Source organism: Streptomyces sp. NPDC058662 (genome assembly GCF_042716255.1).
Classification (GTDB): Bacteria; Actinomycetota; Actinomycetes; order Streptomycetales; family Streptomycetaceae; genus Streptomyces.
The window spans coordinates 76,118-98,254 of sequence record NZ_JBHXRU010000011.1 but is presented as its reverse complement, the minus strand read 5'-3'; the positions used below and the strand labels follow the sequence as shown (position 1 = coordinate 98,254).

Annotated in this window: 18 protein-coding genes and 1 pseudogene; 10 read left to right on the top strand and 9 right to left on the bottom strand. The window is 74.9% G+C overall.

All coding sequences use genetic code 11. The annotated features are described in order from the left end of the window. Positions 1 to 141, top strand: a pseudogene (locus tag ACFWUQ_RS07155) (VOC family protein); the annotation flags it as partial. Between the two features lie 27 nt (positions 142 to 168). On the opposite strand, the gene ACFWUQ_RS07150 reads toward ACFWUQ_RS07155, so the two are convergent. After that, positions 169 to 1,818, bottom strand: a complete 1,650-nt coding sequence (locus tag ACFWUQ_RS07150) for a DUF6777 domain-containing protein (RefSeq protein WP_384534009.1) — start codon at positions 1,816 to 1,818, stop codon at positions 169 to 171. A 94-nt stretch (positions 1,819 to 1,912) separates the two neighbouring features. On the opposite strand from ACFWUQ_RS07150, the gene ACFWUQ_RS07145 reads away from it, so the two are divergent. Further along, positions 1,913 to 3,208: a streptophobe family protein gene (locus ACFWUQ_RS07145; protein WP_384534007.1), complete on the top strand. Its 1,296-nt coding sequence runs from the start codon at positions 1,913 to 1,915 to the stop codon at positions 3,206 to 3,208. A 51-nt stretch (positions 3,209 to 3,259) separates the two neighbouring features. Here the strand turns inward: ACFWUQ_RS07145 and ACFWUQ_RS07140 are convergent, their stop codons facing one another. The 3 genes from ACFWUQ_RS07140 to ACFWUQ_RS07130 are packed head-to-tail and all read right to left on the bottom strand — an operon-like array spanning position 3,260 to position 7,430. Further along, on the bottom strand, positions 3,260 to 4,393 hold the full coding sequence (locus tag ACFWUQ_RS07140; RefSeq protein WP_384534004.1) for a serine/threonine-protein kinase: 1,134 nt from the start codon (positions 4,391 to 4,393) through the stop codon (positions 3,260 to 3,262). Further along, positions 4,393 to 5,055, bottom strand: a complete 663-nt coding sequence (locus ACFWUQ_RS07135) for a hypothetical protein (RefSeq protein ID WP_384534002.1) — start codon at positions 5,053 to 5,055, stop codon at positions 4,393 to 4,395. Before ACFWUQ_RS07135 ends, ACFWUQ_RS07140 begins: the two co-directional genes overlap by 1 nt. A gap of 17 nt (positions 5,056 to 5,072) precedes the next feature. Next, positions 5,073 to 7,430 carry an FHA domain-containing protein gene (locus ACFWUQ_RS07130; protein WP_384533999.1) on the bottom strand — a complete coding sequence of 786 codons (2,358 nt, stop codon included), beginning with the start codon at positions 7,428 to 7,430 and terminating at the stop codon, positions 5,073 to 5,075. A 171-nt stretch (positions 7,431 to 7,601) separates the two neighbouring features. On the opposite strand from ACFWUQ_RS07130, the gene ACFWUQ_RS07125 reads away from it, so the two are divergent. The 5 genes from ACFWUQ_RS07125 to ACFWUQ_RS07105 all read left to right on the top strand — a co-directional run bounded on the left by ACFWUQ_RS07125 (position 7,602) and on the right by ACFWUQ_RS07105 (position 12,877). Further along, positions 7,602 to 8,669, top strand: a complete 1,068-nt coding sequence (locus tag ACFWUQ_RS07125; RefSeq protein ID WP_384533996.1) for a cation diffusion facilitator family transporter — start codon at positions 7,602 to 7,604, stop codon at positions 8,667 to 8,669. 92 nt (positions 8,670 to 8,761) lie between these two features. Further along, positions 8,762 to 9,229: an NUDIX domain-containing protein gene (locus ACFWUQ_RS07120; protein ID WP_384533994.1), complete on the top strand. Its 468-nt coding sequence runs from the start codon at positions 8,762 to 8,764 to the stop codon at positions 9,227 to 9,229. Between the two features lie 46 nt (positions 9,230 to 9,275). After that, the gene (locus ACFWUQ_RS07115) at positions 9,276 to 10,532 is read left to right on the top strand and encodes a Tm-1-like ATP-binding domain-containing protein (RefSeq protein ID WP_384533991.1); all 1,257 of its coding nucleotides are present in this window, start codon (positions 9,276 to 9,278) and stop codon (positions 10,530 to 10,532) included. A 147-nt stretch (positions 10,533 to 10,679) separates the two neighbouring features. Continuing rightward, entirely contained in the window at positions 10,680 to 12,290 is a 1,611-nt protein-coding gene (locus tag ACFWUQ_RS07110; protein ID WP_384533989.1) for a serine/threonine-protein kinase, read from the top strand. Beyond that, positions 12,287 to 12,877 (top strand): hypothetical protein, encoded by a 591-nt coding sequence (locus ACFWUQ_RS07105; protein ID WP_384533987.1) that lies wholly within the window; start codon positions 12,287 to 12,289, stop codon positions 12,875 to 12,877. The genes ACFWUQ_RS07110 and ACFWUQ_RS07105 overlap by 4 nt, the downstream gene beginning before the upstream one ends. A 104-nt stretch (positions 12,878 to 12,981) precedes the next feature. Here the strand turns inward: ACFWUQ_RS07105 and ACFWUQ_RS07100 are convergent, their stop codons facing one another. After that, the gene (locus tag ACFWUQ_RS07100; RefSeq protein ID WP_384533985.1) at positions 12,982 to 14,271 is read right to left on the bottom strand and encodes an ATP-binding protein; all 1,290 of its coding nucleotides are present in this window, start codon (positions 14,269 to 14,271) and stop codon (positions 12,982 to 12,984) included. A gap of 160 nt (positions 14,272 to 14,431) precedes the next feature. On the opposite strand from ACFWUQ_RS07100, the gene ACFWUQ_RS07095 reads away from it, so the two are divergent. Next, positions 14,432 to 15,895 (top strand): hypothetical protein, encoded by a 1,464-nt coding sequence (locus ACFWUQ_RS07095; RefSeq protein WP_384533982.1) that lies wholly within the window; start codon positions 14,432 to 14,434, stop codon positions 15,893 to 15,895. A gap of 113 nt (positions 15,896 to 16,008) precedes the next feature. Continuing rightward, positions 16,009 to 16,809 carry a trypsin-like serine peptidase gene (locus tag ACFWUQ_RS07090; protein ID WP_384533979.1) on the top strand — a complete coding sequence of 267 codons (801 nt, stop codon included), beginning with the start codon at positions 16,009 to 16,011 and terminating at the stop codon, positions 16,807 to 16,809. A 9-nt stretch (positions 16,810 to 16,818) separates the two neighbouring features. Here the strand turns inward: ACFWUQ_RS07090 and ACFWUQ_RS07085 are convergent, their stop codons facing one another. The 4 genes from ACFWUQ_RS07085 to ACFWUQ_RS07070 all read right to left on the bottom strand — a co-directional run bounded on the left by ACFWUQ_RS07085 (position 16,819) and on the right by ACFWUQ_RS07070 (position 20,544). Further along, positions 16,819 to 17,304: an NUDIX domain-containing protein gene (locus ACFWUQ_RS07085; protein ID WP_384533977.1), complete on the bottom strand. Its 486-nt coding sequence runs from the start codon at positions 17,302 to 17,304 to the stop codon at positions 16,819 to 16,821. Between the two features lie 9 nt (positions 17,305 to 17,313). Further along, positions 17,314 to 19,041: an apolipoprotein N-acyltransferase gene (lnt, locus tag ACFWUQ_RS07080; protein WP_384533975.1), complete on the bottom strand. Its 1,728-nt coding sequence runs from the start codon at positions 19,039 to 19,041 to the stop codon at positions 17,314 to 17,316. Positions 19,042 to 19,093: 52 nt separating this feature from the next. Further along, a complete protein-coding gene (locus ACFWUQ_RS07075) occupies positions 19,094 to 19,621 on the bottom strand; it encodes a hypothetical protein (protein WP_384533973.1) in 528 nt (175 codons plus the stop codon). 119 nt (positions 19,622 to 19,740) lie between these two features. Further along, entirely contained in the window at positions 19,741 to 20,544 is an 804-nt protein-coding gene (locus ACFWUQ_RS07070) for a glutamate racemase (protein ID WP_384533971.1), read from the bottom strand. A 154-nt stretch (positions 20,545 to 20,698) separates the two neighbouring features. Between ACFWUQ_RS07070 and ACFWUQ_RS07065 the strand changes: the two genes are divergently transcribed. After that, a complete protein-coding gene (locus tag ACFWUQ_RS07065; RefSeq protein WP_384533969.1) occupies positions 20,699 to 21,964 on the top strand; it encodes a glycosyltransferase in 1,266 nt (421 codons plus the stop codon). Positions 21,965 to 22,137 lie beyond the last annotated feature (173 nt).

Here is a 22,137-nt window from a genome sequence, read left to right as displayed (position 1 = left end):
CTACACGACGGACTCCCCGCGGATCACGGCGAGCACGTCATCCAGTCGCAGCACTACGCGTTCCTCGTCCCCGAGGACCGGTTCGACACGATGATCGCCCGTCTGGAGGCGGTCGGGGTCACCTACTACGCCGCACCCGCACCCGCTCCTGTTCGGGAGGGCCGGGTCCTACTGCCCGCCGTTTCCGTCGCCGTCGCCGTTGCCGGTGCCGTCACCGTCGCCGGGCGGGTCCGCCGGCGGCGCTTCCGGTTCCGCGGGCTCCGGAGTCGTGGGCCGGGGCTCCGGCACGTCCTGCTCGGGCGTGGTCGGGGGCGGCGGCACGACCGGCGGCTCCGCCGAACGGGTGAGCGGCGGGGTCGTCAGGAGGGTCGGCGGCAGCGGCTCCGTGTCGGTCGGGGTCGGGGGCGGGGGCGGGGGCGGGGCCGGGGTCACCGTCTCCGACGGCACCAGGTTGCGGGTGGCCGTCTCGGTCGGGGTCTCGGTGCCGGGGTCGGGCGAGGTGGGGGTCTCGGGCGACACCAGCGTGTTCGGGGTCTCGGTCCCGGTCTCGGTCTCCGTCGGGGTGCCGGGCTCGCTCTCGGTCGGGGTCCCGGTTCCGGTCTCGGTCTCGGTGGGGTCACCGGTCTCGGTCTCGGTGGGGTCACCGCTCTCGGTGTTCGTCGGGGTGCCGGTGTCCGTACCCGTCGGACTGCCGGTGTCCGTACCCGTCGGGGTACGGGTCTCCGTACCTGTCGGCGTGCCGGTCCTGGTCCCCGTCGGGGTACCGGTCGGAGACGTCGGCGTGACCACCGGGTTCGGGGTGAGCCGCGGCGTCGGGATCACCGGCGGCGGTACGGGCCTGTCGCGGCGGCCGTGGTGGTCGCCCCGGTCGCGTTCGTACCAGCGCCGGCCCTGGTAGTCGTAGAACACGAAGGTGTTCACGACCGTCACCGCGGGCGCGATGACGACGACCTTGGCCGGCTGGTACGAGGGCCAGGTCTGCCCGAAGCGCTTGGGGTTGGCCTGCAGCGGCACCGGTTCGCTGAGCGGGTTCCCGCAGGCGCAGCGCACCCGGGGCACTCCCCGGTCGTCCACCAGCACAGCCGTCCCCGCCTGGAGCACGGCCTGGTACGAGGTGGTCTTGCCGTCGCGGAAGCCGTGGTTCGTGACCCGGGTGTCCATCCGCAGCTGCACCGCGGTGAGCGAGCGCAGGTATCCGGGGACGGCCGCCGGCTGGATGCCGAGGACCGAGGCGAAGGCGGCGTTCCTGTCGGGCTGGGCGGCCAGGGTCTTGATCTGCTTCTCGACGTCGCAGCTGGCCGTGGCCCTCGTCCCCTGGTAGACGCCCGGTTCCGCGCCGCTGACGCTGCGGGTGCCCACATTGCCGCTGGAGGTACCGGCCGGGGACGGGCTCCGAGGGGCCGGGCTCTCCGGCGGTGGCGCGGGCTGCTTCGTGGCGCTGGACTCGGTGAACGGGTCCGGGCCGGACGCGGCGGCGGGCTGGAGGAACACCTCCGCGTTGGCGCTGCCGGGGCTGCCGCCGGGCTTGATCAGCACCACGACCAGGGCCACCGCCGCGGCGACGGCGACGAGCGCGGTGACGAGCCGGGGTACGGACCGCCACCAGGGGCCCTTGGCGGGCCCGCCGGCGCCGCCCGATCGGCCGGAACCGCCCGGAGGAGCGGGCGGCGGGGGCGGCGGCGGCGCCTGCTGGCCGCCCGACAGCGGGCCGGACGGCGGCCCGGTGGGGCGCCCCGACGACGGTGTCGTCGACGCGGACGACGAGGACGGTGGGGGCGGGGGCTGCGGGGGCGGCTGGTGATCGGGGTGCGTACTCACGGGCTCTTCTTCCTAGGAGGAGGAGTTCCCTTTGGCGACCATTGTGTGCGCCGTTCAGGTGGTGCCCGCAAGCCGAGAGTGCCACGGTTGCAGGGTGAGCCAGACACACAGGTCTCCCGAATCGCCGGCGGTATCGGTGTCCGGGGGCGCCGCGAGGGCATGGCGCGACTCGCTCGTCGCCGTCGTCGCGGGCTTCGTGGTCATGGCGGCCGTCGCCGCGGCCGGACTCGCCTGCGCGGGCGCCGGCGACCTCCCGGACGGGGCGTTCCCGCGCGTGGTCGCCGCCGTCGTCGTGCTGGCGGCCGGCGGCGCGGTAGAGGTCACGGGCGGGGCCGGCTTCCTGGCGGGGGCCGACGCGAGCCTGTCGGTGCTGCCGCTCTCCGTGAGCCTCGCCGGAGCTCTCACCGCCGGCTTCCTCTTCCTGCGCCCGCTGCACAACCGCGCGGTGGCGCGTCCCCGCGAACTGCTGGGCCGAGCCGCCCCGTTGGTCCTCCTGTGGCTGCTCGGCCTCACCGGCACCGCCCTGCTCGCCCGACAGACCTTCGGCGTCGTCACCGGGGACTCCCTCGTCGGCGAGATCGGTGAACTCATCGACGCCACACCCACCGTGGGCTTCCGTGCCTCGGTGCCCGCCACCCTCGGCTACGGACTCCTCTGGATCCTCGGCCTGTTGCTGATCTCTCTGCTCGTGTCGCGCCGCGCGCCGCTGCCGAGCGGCATGGTCCGCTTCCACGCGGCGGTGCGACCGGCCGCCTTCGCCACGACCGTGCTGCTCCTGACGTACGTCGTGCTCGGGCTGGTCGTCGCCCTCGTGGTGGCGGCGACCCAGGGCAACGCCGCGCGGACCCTCGCCGTGGTCCTGCTGGGCCTCCCCAACCTGACCTGGATCGCGCTCACCCTGGGACTCGGCGGCGCATGGGAGGGGCGGGCCGAGGGCCCCTTCGGACTGCCGGTGCCCCAGCTGCTCGACCAGGTCCTGCGCGGGCCCGAGCTGTCCACCGTCGACGTGCCCTCACTGGCGGAGCAGGACCCCCGGGCGTGGTGGCTGGTGGCCGTGGCGGCGGTCCTGCTGCTCGGCACGGGGGTGCTGGCGGCCGTACGGTCCCCCGCCCACGTCCGGGCCTGGCAGCACGCGCTGCACCTGGGGGTCGCACTGGCCCTCACGACGCTGACGGTCTGTCTGCTGGCCCGGATCCAGGCGCAGTTCGGGCTGTCCCTGCTGGGCATCGGCGAGGCGGACGGGCTCGGCGTCCGTGTCGAACTCGCCCCGGCGCTGTGGCGGAACGTGGGCCTCGCCCTGCTGTGGGGAGCGGTGGCCGGCTTCCTGGGGGCCCTGCTGGCCCGCCCGTTCCACCACCGGACCGGCGATCCCGCCCCGCCTCGACGCTGACCCCGCCGCGCACGGCCCCTGGCCCCGACCCCTCAAGCGGCCTGCGGCGGTTCAGTCGCGCCGCCGGAACACCGGCGCCGCCCACCCCGGGGGCGCCGGGGGCGGCGAGGCGGCGCCGGTGTCCGCGCCGTCCGATCCCTCGTCGGATCCCGCGTCCGCCTCCGCGGCACCGACCCGCCGCAGCGCGCCGGTGAACTCCAGGCAGCTGTGCCACCGGTCCTCCGGGGACTTGGCCAGCGCCTTCGCCAGTACCGCGTCCACCCCGGCCGGGAGCCCGGGGCGGCGCGAGGTCAACGGCGGCGGAGGATCGAACTGGTGCGCCCACAGCAGTGCGATGTCGTCGTCGCGCCGGAACGGCGGCCCGCCGGCCAGGCTCTCGTAGACGACGCACCCCAGGCTGTAGACGTCGCAGCGGCCGTCCACCGGCTTGCCCGAGATCTGCTCGGGGGCCACGTAGTCCAGGGTTCCGACGAACTGCCCCGCGTGCGTGAACCCCGAGAGCGACAGGGACTTCTTCGTCAGTCCGAAGTCGGTGAGGTACACGTGCTCCGGGTGCTCGCTGTCCGTACCCTTGGCGACCAGGATGTTGCCCGGCGTGACGTCGCGGTGGACCAGGTCGTGGGCGTGCGCCGCGTCCAGCGCGGACGCCACCTGGCCGGTGATCCGGGCCGCCGCCACCACCGACAGCGGTCCTGTCCGGTCCAGCAGCGCCCGCAGGTCCTTCCCCACGACGTAGCGCATGGCGATGTACAGCAGCCCGTCCGCCTCGCCCGCTTCGAAGACGGGCACGATGTGCGGATGGTCGATCGCGGCGGCCACCTTCGACTCGAAGGTGAACCGCTTCCTGAACGTCTCGTCGCGGGCCAGCGCGGGTGCCAGCACCTTCAGTGCGACGATCCGGTCGAGCCGCAGGTCCCGGGCCCGGTAGACGACGGCCATGCCGCCGTGCCCGATCTCCGCCTCCACCAGGTATCCGGCGACCCGCTGCCCCCGCAGGTCCGCGGGACGCCCCGGCACCGGATCCGGGCCCGCGTCCGGCGGACGCCCCTGCTCCTGCTCCGGCTCCTGCCCCTGCCCCTGCCCCTGCGCAGCTTCCGGACCGGGGGCGCCCGAGCGCGGCTCCGGCTCGGGCTCCGGCTGCGGGTCCGGCTCGGGCTGCGGCTGCGGGTCCGGCTCGGGCTCCATCAGCGCTCCCCGCCTTCCGTGGCCCTGGGCGCCTCCGGGATCTGGACGATGCGCGTCGGCTCGTGCGCCTCCCCCGGCTCCGGCAGGACGTCGAGCTGGACCCCGACCGTGTCGGCCTCGCTCGGTTCCGGTACGGGCGCCGTCGTCGCCGGGCGCTCCCCCGGACCGCCGGCCACCGCGAAGGTCGCGGCCCGCGGGCCCTCCGCGTACAGCCACCGGTCCGCGGTGCGGTCGTAGAGCCAGGCCGACTCCCCGTCGAGCACGATCCCGGCCCGCAGCCCCCGCACGGAGTTCCTGAACCCCTCGGCGTCCAGCCTCCCCGCGGCGTGCTCCTCCACGGCCCTGCGGTAGCGCCCGACCGCGTCGGCGCTCCGGGCGAGCAGGGGCCTCGGGTCCTCAGTACGCGCCGGGGCGGGCCCTCCGGTCGTCGGCGGTGGGAGCGGCACGGGGACGAGCAGCCGGCCGTCCACCCAGGCTGACCAGCCGTTGGCGCACAGGATCTCGCCCCACTCCCCGCGGCGCGCCAGCAGTTGCACGGGCAGGAAGGCGTCCAGCGGGGTGGTCGGCCGGGACACGTCCGCCGTCTCCCAGGCGGCGAGTCCCTCCCCCGGTACGACGTGGGTGGGCCGGAAGTCCGGCACCTCACCCCCTGAGTCCGCCATCGGGCTGCTCATCCGCCCTACTTCCGCATGACCGCGGGCTCGTGGCGGCGCAGCACGCGGAGCACCAGTACGCCGAACAGCACGCACAGGGCGACGAGCATGCCCATCTCGATGAGCCACAGATCGGCCTCGTGATCGAAGAGAGGGTCCTGGGTGATCTTTCCGGGCACGATGGCGCCCAGGTCGATGGTGTTGCCCATCGCCCCCATCGCCCACCGGGCCGGTACGAACCAGGCGAACTGCTCGATGACGGGGACTCCGGTCAGTTTCAGCAGGGAACCGCAGAAGACGACCTGGACGATGGTGAGCAGGACGAGGAGGGGCATGGTGACCTCCTCCTTGCTCACCAGGGCGGAGATCAGCAGCCCGAGCAGCATCGCGGTGACGGACAGCAGGGCGACGGCGACCGTGATCTCTATCAGGGGCGGCAGGAAGACGCCCTTGCCGTTGGGGGCGTTGATCCGCACTCCGGCGAGGCCCACCAGGGTGAGGACCACGGCCTGGCCGATCGTGACCGTGCCGAGGACCACCACCTTGGACATCAGGTACGCCGATCTGGACAGGCCGACGGCGCGCTCGCGCTGGTAGATGACGCGTTCCTTGACGAGTTCGCGCACCGCGTTGGCGGCTCCGGTCAGGACTCCGCCGACGCAGAGGATGAACAGGGCGTTCAGCGCCGTCTCGGCCGTGAGGGAGCTGCCGGCGAGCGCGCGTGCCATGGCGCCCATGACGAACGGCAGGGCGACCATGATGATCAGGAAGGTGCGGTCCGCGCTGAGCACGGCGGCGTAGCGGCGGATGAGGGTGGACAGTTGGGAACCCCAGCTCTGTGCCTTGGGCGGCGGCTGGACGCCGGCGGCCCGTTCGGCCTCCGCCGTGCGCGGCAGGCGCCCGGAGTCGACGTCGACGTAGCGGCGGTGCATCGGCGAGGCCCGGTGCTCGCCCGCCCAGTCCCGGTCGCGCTCGTTCTCGAAGGCTTCGAAGGCCTCGGGCCACTGGTCGTACCCGAAGTATCCGAGGGCCTCGTCGGGAGGGCCGTAGTACGCGACGCGCCCGCCGGGCGCGAGGACCAGGAGGCGGTCGCAGACGCTGAGGTTGAGCACGCTGTGGGTGACGACGATGACGGTGCGGCCGTCGTCCGCGAGGCCGCGCAGCATGTTCATCACCGACCGGTCCATGCCGGGGTCCAGGCCCGACGTGGGCTCGTCCAGGAAGAGCAGGGAGGGCTTGGTGAGCAGCTCCAGGGCGACGGACACGCGTTTGCGCTGGCCGCCGGAGAGGCTGTGGATGGGCTGGTCCGCGCGCTGCTGGAGGCCCAGTTCGCCGATGACCTCGTCCACCCGGGCCCGGCGTTCGGCCTTGGCGGTGTCCTGCGGGAAGCGCAGTTCGGCGGCGTAGGTGAGCGCGCGCCGGACGGTGAGCTGGAGGTGCAGGATGTCGTCCTGGGGGACGAGCCCGATGCGGCTGCGCAGTTCGGCGTAGTCGCGGTAGAGGTCGCGCCCGTCGTAGAGGACGGAGCCGTGGTCGGCGGGGCGCAGTCCGGTGAGGGCGCCGAGGAGTGTGGACTTGCCGGCTCCGCTGGGGCCGACGACGGCGAGCAGGCTCTTGGCGCCCACCGGGAAGGAGACGTGGTCCAGGAGGGTCTTGCGGCCGTTGTCGACGCTCACGCCGAGGTCTTGGACATCGAGGGAGACCTCGCCCGTGTCCACGTACTGCTGCAGCTGGTCGCCGACGAGGCAGAAGGCCGACCGGCCGATGCCGACGATGTCGCCCTCGGCGAGGCGTGCGGCGCCGTGGATCCGCGCACCGTTGAGATAGGTGCCGTTGTGGCTGCCGAGGTCGACGATCTCGTACGTGCCGTCGGCGAGGGCGCGCAGTTCGGCGTGGCGGCGCGAGACGACGAGGTTGTCGATGACGAGCTCGTTGTCGGGGGCGCGGCCGATCGTCACGACGGCCCGTGCGGGCAGCGGGCGGACGCTGGTGGGACGGCGGAAGGTGCTCGTCAGGTCGGGGTGGGAGACCTGCGGGGGCCGGGCGGCGGGCGGTGCGGGGGGCGTGAGGCCGACCAGGACGGCCCGGGGGCCGTCGACGGCGCTGCCGAAGCGCAGTTCGCTGCCGGGGCCGACGCTCGACGCGCGGACGCGGTGGCCGTCGGCCCAGGTGCCGTTGGTGCTGTTGTCGTCCTCCAGCGTCCAGTGGTCTCCGTCGGGGCGGAGGATCGCGTGGTGCCAGGAGACGCGGGCGTCTTCGAGGCAGATGTCGCAGAGGGGGTCCCGCCCGACGTGGTAGACGCGGTGGGGATCCATGTCAGTGGCGCCCCAGTCGGTCTCCAGAACGAGCTGGGGCGCGGGCGGCACACCGGAGCGCTGGACCATGACCAAATTTTCCCACGATCCCGGAGCACTGGCAGCAGCCGGGCATCGTCGCAGGTCAGAGGCGTGTTATGGGTAATGACAACGGTCCCCGTTGCAGCCTTTGCCGATCTCGCCGGGGTGCGCTTCACTTCACGCGAAGGACGCCGGGAAATCGAACAGACGGGGGACACGATGAGCGGGCACGACCACGGCCGCGATCACGGTTACGGTCAGGACGAGGGGCACGGCCCGGGGAGTCGAGCCGACGACCACGGCCACGACCACGGCCACGGCGCCGCGGGCCACAGCCACGGTGTCAGCGCCGACGCGGACCGCCGGTGGCTGGCGATCGCCCTGGGCCTGATCGGCGCGTTCATGGCCGTCGAGGTCTTCATCGGCGTCGTGGCCCACTCCCTGGCGCTGATCTCGGACGCCGCACACATGCTGACGGACGCCGTGTCGATCGTCCTGGCGCTGATCGCGATGCGGCTGGCGGCGCGCCCCGCGCGCGGCGGCTTCACGTACGGCCTCAAGCGGGCGGAGATACTCTCCGCCCAGGCCAACGGGCTGACCCTGCTCCTGCTGGCGGTCTGGCTCGCCTACGAGGCGGTGCGGCGGCTCATGGACCCGCCGCCGGTGGAGGGCGGCCTGGTCCTGGTGACGGCGCTCGCGGGCATCCTCGTCAACGTGGCCGCGGCCTGGTGCATCTCCCGGGCGAACCGGTCCTCGCTCGCCGTCGAGGGCGCCTACCAGCACATCCTCAACGACCTCTTCGCCTTCATCGGGACGGCCGTCGCCGGTCTGATCGTGCTCACCACCGGCTTCCGGCAGGCGGACTCGATCGCCACCCTCGTCGTGGTGGCGCTGATGGTCAAGGCCGGCTACGGACTGGTCCGCGAGTCGGGCCGGATCCTCCTGGAGGCCGCTCCCGCCCATGTGGATCCGGACGCGGTGGGTGACCGGCTCGTCGGCCACCCCCCGGTGACCGAGGTCCACGACCTGCACATCTGGACCATCACGTCCGGGCAGGCGGCGCTCTCCGCGCACGTGCTCGTGGAACCGGCCGGCGACTGCCACGCCGTGCGCCGCGACCTGGAGCGGCTGCTCGCCAAGGAGTACGGGATCACACACACCACCCTCCAGGTGGACCACGCGCAGGACTCCCTCCTCACCGTGGGCCGGGTGGGCGAGGACCCTGCGGACGGGCACTGCGCGGACGCCCACGGGCCGGTGCACCGGCACGGCCCCCACGCGCACTGAGCGGGCCGCCCCGAACGCCCACCGGCCGACCGACCGGTGTCCGAGCGGGCGAGCGGGCGATGAGCGGCGGCCGCGCGGGGCATGCATGGACCATGACGCGCAAACGCAGTGCCGGCCTGCTGCTCTTCCGCAGGACCGGCCCGGGGATCGAGGTCCTGCTCGGGCACCTGGGCGGCCCGCTCTGGTCGTCCCGCGACGCGGGCGGCTGGGGGATCCCGAAGGGCGAGTACGAGCCCGACGAGACGCCCCGCGACGCCGCCCGCCGGGAGTTCACCGAGGAGCTCGGTTTGCCGCCGCCGGAGGGCCCGTACCTCCCGCTCGGCGATGTGAGGCTGTCCAGCGGGAAACTCGTGACCGTCTGGGCGGTGGAGGCGGACCTCGACCCGGCCCTGATGGTGCCCGGGACCTTCTCGATGGAGTGGCCGCCGCGCTCCGGGAACGTCCAGGAGTTCCCCGAGCTCGACCGGGTGGCATGGTTCACCCCCGAGGAGGCCGCCGAAAAACTGATGATTTCTCAGATGCCCTTTATGGAACGCTTGTTGACGCTTCTGGAGAGCTGAGGCGACGCGACTTGCCAACCCCCCGGCCTGCGTGCACATTGCACACATGGCGAACGTCGTGCTGGTGGGAACCCTGGACACCAAGGGTGTGGAGTACGGCTGGCTGCGCGAGAGGCTGCTGCGCGCCGGCGTCGAAGTGGTACTGGTGGACACGGGCGTCATGGGTGAACCCCGGGTGCCCGCCGACGTACCGCGTGAGGCGGTGGCCCGGGCCGCGGGCGCCGAACTGTCGGAACTGCGCACGGCCGCCGACCGGGGCGCGGCCGTGACCACGATGGCCCGCGGCGCGGAGGCGACCCTCCTGCGCCTGCACGCCGAGGGCCGGCTGCACGGGGTGATGGCGGTCGGCGGCAGCGGTGGCACCTCCATCGCCACCCGGCCGATGCGGGCCCTGCCGCTGGGCGTACCGAAACTCATGGTCTCGTCCATGGCGTCCGGGGACGTCGCCCCCTACGTGGGCTCCTCGGACATCGCGATGATGCACAGCGTGGTGGACATCGCGGGCATCAACCGCGTGTCCGGCCCGATCCTCGCCAACGCGGTGCAGGCGATCGCCGCGATGGCCAAGGTCTTCGCCCGCTCCGCCCTGGAGGCGCGCCGCACCCCCGCGGCGGGAGCCGGCTCCCGGCCGCTGGTCGCCACGAGCATGGCGGGGGTGACCACGGCCGGCGTGGACGCGGCCCGCGAACGGCTGACCGAGCTGGGCTACGAGGTGCTCGTCTTCCACGTGAGCGGCATGGGGGGCCGCACCCTGGAGACGCTGGCCGCCCGGGGGATGTTCGCCGGGGTCCTGGACCTCACGCTCAGCGAGCTCGCCGACGATCTGTGCGGCGGCATCCTCACGGCCGGCCCCGACCGGCTCAGCGCGGCCGGACGCGCGGGGATTCCGCAGGTGGTGAGCCTGGGAGCGCTGGACATGGTGAAGTTCGGGCCCCTGGAGACCCTGCCGGAGCAACCTCCCCACCGGCGCGTCCACGCCCACAACCCGTCCATCACCGTCGTGCGCACGACGCCCGACGAGTGCGCCGAGCTCGGCCGGCGCGTCGCCGCGAAACTGCGCGCGGCGACCGGCCCCACCGCCGTCTGCGTCCCGCTCCGCGGACTGTCCACGCTCGGCACGCCGGGCGGGCCCTACCATGACCCCGCGGCGGACGGGGCGTTGTTCTCGGCGCTGCGCGAAGGGTTGCGGGGCAGTGCCGCCCGGCTCTACGACTACGACACCCACATCAACGATCCCGGCTTCGGACGGGCGGCGGCCGACCGGCTGCACGCCATGATCGGCGCGATGGCGGTCGCGGCCTGAGACACCCCGCGCGGTTGGGAACCGGCCGTGGCGGAAACCGTGTCCCAGGGGGAGACCGCGCCGGAGCCGGCCGGTCACCGACCGGCCGGCCGAGCGCCGGTCCGGCGCAGGGACGCGGTGGCGTCACGGCAGGCAGGGGGCGGGGCGATGGACCAGGCGTGGACGGTCCCCGGGTACACACAGATCCGGGAACTCGGTTCGGGCGGCAGCGGCCGGGTGGTGCTCGCCGTCCACGACGGCACGGGCACGGCGGTCGCCGTCAAGTACCTCAGCGACCGGCTGCGCCAGGACCCCGCCTTCGTGGGCGAGTTCCGGGCCGAGGCACGACTGCTCGGCGGCCTGCGGTCCCCGTACGTGGTGGGCCTGTACGAGTACGTGGAGGCGCCCGGCGGCGCGGCCATCGTGATGGAACTCGTGGACGGCGTCTCCCTGCGCGCCCTGCTGAGGCAGTCCGGGCGGGCGGACGCCGAGGCCGCGCTGGTGGTCCTCAAGGGGTCCCTGCTCGGCCTGGCCGCGGCCCACCGGGCCGGCGTGGTCCACCGCGACTACAAGCCGGAGAACGTGCTGGTCGCGGCGGACGGCTCGTCGAAACTGGTGGACTTCGGGATCGCGGCGGGCCGCGGCACCACGCCCGGCGTCGCGGGGACGCCCGCCTACATGGCCCCCGAGCAGTGGCAGGGCCGGCCGGCCTCGCCCGCCGCCGACGTGTACGCCGCGACGGCGACCTTCTTCGAGTGCCTCACCGGGCGCAAGCCCTACGACGGGGAGAACTTCGCCGAGCTCGCCGTCCAGCACATCGAGGCCCCGGTCCCGGAGACCGAGGCCCCCGAACCCGTACGCCCGCTGATCCGGCGGGGTCTGGCCAAGGCGCCCGAGCAGCGGCCGGAGAACGCCGAGGCCTTCGTCGCGGAACTGGAGGGCGTGGCCCTCGCCGCCTACGGGCCCCACTGGGAGGAGACCGGGCAGCGCAAGCTGGCCGCGCTGGCCGCGCTGCTGCCGCTGCTGTTCCCCTCGGCGGGGGCGTCGGCGGCGGGCACCACAGCGGCGGCGACGACCACCCTCGGCAGTGGCTCCGGCTGGGCCCCCGGCCGCCGCGGCTGGCTGGCGGCGGGACTCGCGCTGGTCCTGGGGACGGTAGTGGTGCTCACGACGGACGCGTTGGGCGCGGCGCCGCGCGGGGCCTCGGCCCTCAGCGCGTTCGCGACCACAGCGCCGACCGCGCCCGGCACCGGCTCGCCGTCCGGGGCTGCGGCACCCTCCGCTTCCGTCTCCCCGTCGCCGGGTCCCAGCCCCTCGACCCCGACGAGCCCCAGCCCGTCGGCGACGGCGTCGCCGACGCCGGGCGCCACCGCGAGCCCCGCACCGACGTGGAGCCCGACGCGCACGCCGACCCGCACGCCGACGGCCACCCCCACTCCCACGCCCACACCGGCCGTCAGGGTCACCAAGGTCGGCGTCTCGCTGCGGACCGGCGTCTACCGGGGCGAGGCGACCGTCTCCGTGGCCGCTCAGGGCACGGGTCCGGTGACGGTCGTGCTGGAGTGGTTCCTCGGCGGCCGCGCGGGCGACTACTCCGTGCCCGACGGGACGGAGACCTTCGTGGTCCAGGCCGGATCGCCGGCGCCCGTGGTACGGGCCCACACCTTCACCCGGGGCAATGGCTGCTACGGCGGGGTCCGGGTCACCACCCAGCCCGCCGCCGGGAACACCTCCGCGTCCGACTCGCAGTACCTGCTGCGCTGCCAGGAGATCCGATGAGCGATCCCCGCCCACCGCAGGACGACGACTACAGCGCCACGGTCCTCGGCAGCCACTGGTTCAGCGGGCCCCCGGAGCAGTCCGGGGTCGCGCCCGACCGGGTCGAGGGGTCGGTGCTGCGGTTCGGCCCCGGCGTGACCGCGGCCCTGCCCGCGCCGTTCCCCCTGACCGTCACCGCCCGGCCGCGCCGGGGCGGCGGCCTGCGGCGGTACGCCCTCGCGGCGGCGGTACTGCTCGCGGTGCTGTGCTACCTCGGCTGGCAGCGGTACGGGCCCGCCATCGAGGTACGGGACGTCGCCGTGGTCACCGATCCCGCCGGCCCGTCCTGCGACTCGGCGGCCGATGTGGTGGCCGTCGTACGCACCAACGGGCGGCCCGGAACGCTGACGTACCGCTGGGCGCGCAGCGACGGGACGTACTCCGAGCAGCTGACCGAGCGGGTGGCGCGCGGGCGGCACGAGGCGCGCCTGCACCTGCTGTGGACCTTCCGGGGCGCGGGTACCTATCCGGCGCGGGCCGAGCTGCAGCTGGTCTCGCCGGGTCAGCGCACGGCGGCGGTGGAGTTCACGTACCGCTGCGCGCCCTGAGCGCCACCGTCCCCGCCGTCCCCGGCACGTCCCCGCCTCATCCCTTCGGCACCGTCGGCCGTTCCGCCCTTCCACCGTCCCCCGCCGCAACCGGGGGACGGGGCTCAGAACCGGCCGTGGGCCGTGATGTCCGCCTCGAACTCCCCGGTCATCGCCGGGGTCACCGTCGGCCGGCACTCCCGGACCGCCGCCAGGTAGTCGACCGTGGTCGCGCCCGGCTGCGGGGCACCCGCCCCGCGCGCGCCCACCGCCTCCAGGTCCCGCTCGAAGGACACCTGCGCCGCGATCCGCGCCGCGTGCTCGATGTCGGCCGGCGTGAACAGCTCCGTGGCCGCCACCAGCGCCTCGACATCGACGTCCGGCCGCCCCGCCGTGTAGCGGGACCAGATCGCCGCGCGCGCCCCGGCGTCCGGGGTGCCGATCGGGATCAGGTAGTCGAAGCGCCCCGGCCGCAGGAACGCCGGGTCCAGGGAGCGGATGGAGTTGGTGGCGCAGACCAGCAGCCGCTCGTCGCCCTCCCGGAAGCCGGGTATCAGCTTGAGCAGTTCGTTGGTGACGCCGTGGATGCCGCCGGGCCGCGCGGGCTCGGTGCGCACGGGGGCGATCTCCTCGACCTCGTCGATGAAGACGAGGACGCGCTCCAGCTCGGCGATCCGGGCGAAGGCGTCGCGCAGCGCGGCGGCCAGGTTGCCGTCGCCGGCGAGGCGGGAGGGCAGCAGTTCCACGAAGGGCCAGCCCAGCCGGGAGGCGATGGCGCGGGCGAACGTGGTCTTGCCGGTGCCGGGCGGGCCGAAGAGGGTGATGGCGCGCGGGGGCCGCACGCCGTGCGAAGCGGCCCGTTCGGGTTCGGCGAGCGGCAGCACCACCCGGCGTTCGATGAGGTCCTTCTCCTTCTCCATCCCCGCGACCCCGGTCCACAGGTCCCCCTGCAGGAACCGCCCGCCCAGGTCGTCCAGGAGGCCGGCGGCCGGTCCGTGCAGGGGCTCGGTCTTCTCGAAGTAGGCGACCGCCGGCTGCCGCGTGTATCCGGCGTTCAGCAGGCCCTCGCCGAGCAGGTCCTCCTCGGGCAGCACGTACGCGATCCGGCCGACGCGGGCGGCGACGAGGCGCCGCTCCAGCTCGACGAGCAGGGCGCTGGCCAGCCCCCGGCCGCGCCAGCCCGCGGCGATGGCGATGCGCATCACCCAGGCCCGCTCACCGGTCACGCAGGCGAGGGCCGCGCCGATCGGGACGCCCTGGTGGACGGCGACCACGCAGGGCTGCCGGCCGGTGAGGGCGCTGATGCATTCGGCGAGCGAGAAGACGGACTCCTGGCCGAGTTCCGCCGTGGTGTCGATCAGATGGACGACGGCCGCGAGATCGCTCTCGCGGTAGTCGTGGATGAGCCAGTTCACCGGGTACCGCCCCTCGTTCGTGCTCCTGCGGCGAGGCTAGGCGCGGGCGGGCCGGACGCTCGCCCTCCGCGGTGCACAAAGAGGCGGTCGGGAACCGTCCGCGGCGTCCATAGACTGATGCCTTCCGCCCGGACGCCCGACCGAGGACCCCAGCACCCCCATGCACCGCCACACCTCCGCGACCCGACGCGGACTCCTCCTCTGGACCGTCCCCTTCCTGTGGACCCTGGCGTTCGGCCTGTGGGGACTCTCCCGGCACGCCAGCGTGTGGCGGGACGAGGCGGCGACCTGGCAGGTGGCTCTCCGCCCGACGGCCGAGATCTGGCGCATGCTGGGCAACGTCGACGCCGTGCACGGGCTGTACTACCTGCTGATGCACGGCCTCTTCGAGGTCTTCGGCCCCGGCACCTCGACCCTGCGCCTGCCGTCCGTGCTGGCGGTCGCCGTCGCCGCGGGGTGCGTGGCGCAACTGGGGCGGCGGCTCGCCGGCTTCCGGGCGGGCCTGGGCGCCGGTCTGGCGCTCGCGCTGCTGCCGGCCGTGCAGTTCTACCTCCAGGAGGGGCGCCCGTACGCGCTCGTCGCCGCCGGGGCCGCGCTGTCGACGCTGCTGCTGGTGTCCCTCGCGGGGGAGGCGGCCGGGGTCCGGCGGTCGTGGCCGCGCTGGGTCGCGTACGGGTTGGCCGTGCTGGTGTGCGCCCTGCTGAACTGGCTGTCCCTGCTGGTCCTGCCCGCCCACGCGGCCACCCTGTGGTGGGTCCGGGCCGGTCGCGGCGTGTGGCTGCGCTGGGCGGCGTACGGCGCGGGCGCGGTGGCGGGGGCGCTGCCGCTGATCCTGTTCAGCCGGGGCCAGTCCGGCCAGGTGTCGTGGATACCTGCGCTGACCTGGCACATGCTGATCGGGCCCGCGATCCTTCTCGCCGTCGGCGGCCTGTGCGCGTGGGCGGACCGCCCGGCGCGCGGACGCCTCTCGGTGGCAGCGGTGGGCCTTCCGCTGCTCGCCGTGCCGCAGCTCGGGCTGATCGGGCTGTCCCTGGTCCAGCCGCTGTTCCTCGACCGGTACGTGCTGTTCTCCATGGTGGGCCTGGCCCTGCTGATCGGCGGCGCGCTGGGCGCGGCCGCACGGGCCCTCGCGCCCCGCTTCCCGAGGGCCTCGCGCGTGCTCGTGCCGGCCGTGGTCGGGGTGGCGGCGCTGGCGCTGCTGCCGGTGGAGGTGAGCAAGCGGGCGCCGTCCAGCCGCGTCGACGACGTCCTGGCCGCGGCCGGCCAGGTGGCGGGGCTCAAGCGGGCGGGGGACGCGGTGGTGTTCGTCCCGGCAGCGCGGCGGGACACGGCGCTGGTCTCCCCCGGCGCGTTCACGGGGCTGACGGACCTCGCGCTGGCCCGGACGCCGGTCGAGTCGGGGACCCTCAAGGGCGAGGAGAGCGAGCCGGCGCGGATCCGCGAGGCGCTGCTCGGCCGGCGGCGGGTGCTGCTGGTGACGGACGCGGCGGGGGTCGCGAAGCCGCCGTCGGCGGAGCGGGACAAGGTGAAGACGCAGGTGCTGCGCGAACGGTTCACGGTGGTCGAGGACCGGCAGGTCCGGGGCCGCCGGGTGACGGTGTACGAACGGCGCGAGGCGCGGTAGCGGCGGGGGTAGCGCGCGAACGCCCGGTTTTCACACGGGGCCCACGGGATTCACAGCGGATTCATACGGAATACCGGGCTCCGGACAAAGGTTCGGCGGGCAGGTTTCGGAACATGATCCCCCGCACGCTCCCCCTGCCCCGCGCGGCCGGTCGGGCCCGCGCCCGTACCGGGCGCCCCGTACGGATCGCTCTCGCGCTCGCCGCGATGGCCGCGCTGCTGAGCGTGGACGCGCCCGACGCCACGGCCCGGACGCCGCTGGGCGTGACCGCGTGGGCCCTGCCCGGCGCGGTGGCGGACCGGGTGGGGCCCCTCTTCGCGGGCGGACTGGCGGGCGGGCACTTCTGCACCGCCGCGGTGGTGCGCAGCGCCGGCCGCGATGTGATCGCCACCGCCGCGCACTGCCTCGACAGCCCCGGTACCACGCTGTTCGCACCGGGCTACCGCGAGGGCGCGGCTCCGTACGGCGCCTGGCGGCTCACCGGCGTGTACGTCTCCCCGGCCTGGACGGACGGCGAGGACCCGGACGCCGACATCGCCTTCGCCACGGTGGCGCCGGTGGGCGGCGGGGAGCACGCCGCGGTGGAGGACGCGGTGGAGGACGCGGTGGGCGGCTTCCCGGTGAAGGGCGGCCAGGTGGACCGCGCCGCGGTGACGGTGGTCGGGTACCCGCGGGACCGGGACGCCCCCCTGCGCTGCGCGAACGGCACCGACCTGGTCTCCGCCACGCAGCGCCGGATCGGATGTCCGGACCTCAGCGGCGGGACGAGCGGGAGCCCGTGGCTGGTGGACGGCGCCCTGACGGGAGTCCTCGGCGGCCATGAGGGCGGCGGGACGGTGCCGGAGGTCTCGTACAGCGCGGTGCTGGGCGACGGGGCGGTCCAGCTGTACCGCCGGGCGGCCGGCACCGGCTGAGGCGTACGGCTACCGCACGGTCTCGGCGGCGGCCGCGAACCAGGTGGGCTCGTCGCGCAGGGCGCCGCGGATCCGGTTCAGCGAGAACGCCTCCAGCGGCGGCAGCGCGTCCACGTCGAACCAGGCCACTTCGAGCGATTCGTGGTCGTTGGCCCGCGCCTCGCCGCCGGTGGCCCGGCAGCGGAAGGTGAGGTCCTGGAACTGGCAGACGTCGCCGTTGGGGTAGGTGATCGGCGCGAGCATCTCGACGAGGACCACCCGCTCGGGAACGCAGTGCACCGCCGTCTCCTCGTAGACCTCGCGCACGGCGGTGTCGGCGGGCTGCTCGCCCGGCTCGGCGATGCCGCCGACCACGCTCCACCGCCCGGTGTCGGAGCGCCGGCCGAGCAGCACCCGGCCCCGGTCGTCGAGGACGACGGCCGTGACGCCGGGCAGGAGGAGCAGTCGGTGCCCGGCGCCGGCACGGATCTCACGGATGAACTCGGGCGTGGTCATCCCCCGAGCCTACGAGGCCGGAGCGGCCCCTTCCGACGGGGGCGTGGTGCGGCGGGCGCGGATCCGGCGCGTGAGGATCCAGCCGAGCCCGGCGGCCGCCGACGCGAGGAGCGCGTACTCCGGCAGCGGGCCGAGGGCCGTCGCGGGGGTACGGCTGGAGCGCAGCGGGATCTCGGCGACCAGCGCGTCGGCGGTGAACATCCTCGTCTGCTGGACGATCTTTCCGTCGGGGCGGATGACCGCGCTGACCCCGCTGGTGACGGGGACGAGGACGGTGCGGCTGTGCTCGACGGCCCGGACCCGGTCCATGGCCAGCTGCTGGTAGGTCATCTGGCTCCGCCCGAAGGTGGCGTTGTTGCTGGGCACGGCGATGACCTGGGCGCCGTCCCGGACGGTGGAGCGGACGGCGTCGTCGAAGGCGGCCTCGAAGCAGGTGACCATGCCGACCCCGCTGCCGGCCATGTCGAACACGCCCGGGTCCTTGCCGGGGCCGAAGTCGCGGCGCACCCGGTCCACGTCGGAGCTGAAGAGGCGGACGAAGGAGCGCATCGGGATGCGCTCGCCGAACGGCTGGATCTTGCGCTTGTCGTAGGTGGTGGTGGGCCCGGCGACGGGGTCCCAGAGGATCATCGTGTTACGCAGCGTGCCGGTCTCCGGCGCCACCACGGCGCCGATCGCCACGGGCACTCCGATGGCCTTGACCGCCTGGTCGATGACGGCGCGGGCGTCGGGCTCGGCGTACGGGTCGAGGTCGGAGGAGTTCTCCGGCCAGACGACGAAGTCGGGCTTCGGGACGCGGCCGGCCTCGACGTCCCGGGCGAGCTGGACCGTGCGCTTGGCGTGGTTGTCGAGGACCTGGCGGCGCTGGGAGTTGAAGTCGAGGCCGAGGCGGGGCACGTTGCCCTGGATGACGGCGGCGACGACGGTGCCGTCCTCGGCCGCGTCGGAGACCAGCGGGCGGGCGGCGAGGGCCGCGCCGATCGGGGCGGCGACGGTGAGCGCGGCCAGGGCGGCGGCGGTCCGGCGCGGGTGGGCGCGGGAGGTGCGCAGGGCCCCGTACAGTCCGAACCCGCAGAGCGCCACGCCGAAAGAGAGCAGCGGGGTGCCGCCGAGCGCCGCGAGGGGGGTGAACACCCCGTCGGCCTGGCCGAAGGCGAGCTTGCCCCAGGGGAAGCCGCCGAAGGGCGCCCGGGCGCGCAGCCCCTCCCCCGCGACCCACACGGCGGCGGCGAACAGCGGCCAGGCGGGGAGCCTGCTGACGAGCGCGATGCCGAGGCCGGTGAGGCCGATGAAGAGGGCCTCGACGGCGGCCAGCGCCACCCACGGCACCGGGCCGACCTCCTCACCGGTCCACATGAGGAGCGGCAGCAGGTAGCCGAGCCCGGCGAGGAATCCGAGGCCGAAGCCCGCGCGGGCGCGGCGGCCGTGGAGGCAGCCGGCGAGCAGGGCGAGCGCGAGGGGCGCGAGCCACCACAGGGGGCGGGGCGGGAAGCTGAGGTAGAGCAGTACGCCGGAGAGCGCCGCGAGCAGCGCACGCAGCAGCGGGCGCGCCTTGCGCTCGGGACGGGACGCGGCGGAGGGGGCGGCCGCGGCGGAGGGGGCGGAACCGGCTCCGGGACCTGCTCCGACATCTGCTCCCGAACCTGCGGGCGGGACCGCCCGGCCGGGGCTCGCGGAGTCCGCCGCGGAGGGGTTCACCGGCTCGTTCCCGGCCGCGCGGGTGACACTGCTGCTCATCTGGCGGAGTGTACGTCCCCGCCGGTCGGGGACGGGTGAGCCCCTCGCCGCCTCACGGGTGGTCCGGCCGGGCGAGGGCCCGCAGGTGCGTCCGGATGACCAGGACCGCGTTCTCGGCGTCGTCGACGGTGACGGTGAACCGCTGGCCGTCGTCCAGGCGCAGTTCCAGTCCCTCACCGCGCCGGACGATCATCGCCGTGCCCTTCTCCGGGCGCCAGCGGTACCCCCAGCCGCCCCACTGCTGCGGGGTGACGCGGGGGAGGAACGCGGCGGAGGCCACTTCGCTGAGCCTGATCGTGCGGCGCGGCAGCCCGACGTACCCGCAGCGCACCTGCACGGCCTCGGCGTCCACGGTGACGGCCACGTGCACGAAGGCGAGGGTCCCGTAGAGGATCAGCAGGCCGGCGGCGAGGCAGCCGACCACGGACATCAGCAGGGGCGCGATCCCCGAGGTCCAGGAGCCGTCCACGGCGAGCTGGACACCCAGGGCCAGACAGGCCGCGCCGGCCGCCGCCAGGAGCCACTGCGCCCGGTTGGAGGCCCGGCCGCTCCAGAGCGGGCCCGGGGGGTGAACCGTCATGGCCGTCAGCCTACTCACGTTCCCCACGCCCGCCACCGGCGGCGCCGGCCGCGCCGACGACCGGGGCGCACGGCGCCGGGTCCCGGCGAGCGGGGGTGGACGGGGGGTGGTGGAAGGCCCTACGCGACGACTGCGTCGTGCCCGGTGAGCAGCCGTCCGGCGGCGTACCCGAGGGCCGCAGCGGGGAGTTCCGCGGGCCGTCCGCTGTGCAGCACGGTGAGGGTGCCGGTACGGGGCAGGGCCGGTTCGGGGCGGGCGCCGCAGCGGCGCAGCGCCTGGACGGCGACGGCCTCGGCGGAACCGTGGAAGACCGGCGCCGGGGTGCCCGGGCCGCTTCCGGCGCGCGCGGCGAGGGCGGCGCGGATGGGCGCCTCGACGAGTTCGTAGTGCGTGCAGCCGAGTACCACGTCGGTGACGTCGAGCGGGGTGAGCGCCGCGGCGGCGGCGACGGCGGCCTCCACGGCGGCGGCGTCCGCGGCCTCGACGGCGTCGGCGAGCCCGGGGCACGGCACCTCGGTGACGCGGACCCCGGCGGCGAAGTCGCGGATGAGGCCGCGCTGGTAGGGGCTGCCCGTGGTCGCGGGGGTGGCCCAGATCGCCACGCGCCCGCCGGCGGCCGCGGCGGGCTTGATCGCCGGCACGGTTCCGATGACGGGGACGGCCGGTTCCAGTTCCGCGCGCAGGGCGGGCAGGGCGTGCACGGAGGCGGTGTTGCAGGCCACGATCAGCGCGTCGGGGCGGTGCGCGGCGGCGGCGCGGGCGACGAGCAGGGCCCGCTGGGTGAGGTCGTCGGGGGTCCGGGGACCCCAGGGCATCCCGTCGGGGTCGCAGGACAGCACCAGCTCGGCGTCCGGCCGGAGCCCGCGCAGCGCGGAGGCTGCCGCGAGGAGGCCGATTCCGGAGTCCATGAGCGCGATCTTCACCCGCCCCACCTTAGCCGACCCCCCTTCCGGGCCCGCACCGCCGCGGGCCCGGGCGGCGGGCTCCGGCGGCCGGCCCGTACGCGCCGGACCGGCGCGCCCGACGCGCGCGGCGGATCGGCGGGACATGCCCCCTTCCGCCCGGCACACTGCCGGAATGGGCCCCCTCATCGCCGCCTGCGCGGCCTACGCCTCCCTCGCCGCCTGGCTCTGGCTCACCCTCGCCCAGGGCATGTTCTGGCGCACCGACGTCCGGCTCCCCCCGCGCACCGCCCCCGACCGCTGGCCGTCCGTCGCCGTCGTGGTCCCGGCGCGGGACGAGGCCGCGGTACTCCCGTACAGCCTCCCCTCCCTCCTCACCCAGGACTATCCCGGCCGGGTCGAGGTCGTCCTGGTGGACGACGGCAGCACCGACGGCACCGCCGAGCTCGCCCTGCGCCTCGCCCGCGAGAACCCGGGCGTCCCCCTCACCGTCACCTCCCCCGGCGACCCCGCCCCGGGCTGGACGGGCAAGCTGTGGGCGCTGCGCCACGGCATCGCGCTGGCCCGCGCCGCGCACGGCACCGCTCCTACCGCCGCGGACGCGTCAGGCACCACCCGCACCACGGACACCGCGCGCCTCGCGGGTACCGCGAACACCGCGGACGCCACCGAACCCGAGTACCTGCTCCTCACCGACGCCGACATCGCGCACGAGCCGGACAGCCTGCGCGAGCTGGTCGCCGCCGCGACCTCCGCCGACCTCGACCTCGTCTCCCAGATGGCCCGGCTGCGTACGGCCGGCGTCTGGGAGCGGCTCATCGTCCCGGCGTTCGTCTACTTCTTCGCCCAGCTCTACCCCTTCCGGTGGGTCAACCGCCCCGCCTCCCGCACCGCCGCCGCGGCCGGCGGGTGCGTTCTGCTGCGCACCGCCGCGGCCGTGCGCGCGGGGGTGCCCGACTGCATCCGCCAGGCCGTCATCGACGACGTCTCCCTCGCCCGCGCGGTCCAGGCCTCGGGGGGGCGGATCTGGCTCGGCCTCGCGGAGCGGGTCGACAGCGTGCGCCCGTACCCGGCGCTCGCGGACCTGTGGCGCATGGTCGCGCGCAGCGCCTACGCCCAACTGCGGCACCAGCCCCTGCTGCTGGCCGCGACCGTGGCCGGGCTCGTCCTCGTGTACCTCGTGCCTCCGGCCGCTTTCCTCGCGGGCCTCGCCGCCGACCGGCCGGCGCTCGCCTGGGCGGGCGGTCTCGCCTGGCTGCTGATGGCCGGCACCTACCTCCCGATGCTCCGCCACTACCGCCAGCCGGCCGTGCTCGCGCCGCTGCTCCCCCTGACCGCGTTCCTGTACCTGCTGATGACCGTCGACTCCGCGGTCCAGCACTACCGGGGCCGCGGCGCGGCCTGGAAGGGCCGTACCTATGCCCGTCCCACCGACGCCTGAAACGGAGAAGCACCGGGTGGAGCGGAGTCATCCGAGGTCACCGCGTTGTGACGCTGTGTCAGCCCGAAGTCGGTGCAACACGCAACCGGTAGGCACGAGTAGGAGCAAGATGGGGCGGAAGTGGCGAATCGTGCACGTGAACGCCAAGTGAAAGCTGTGGCCCTGACCTGCGA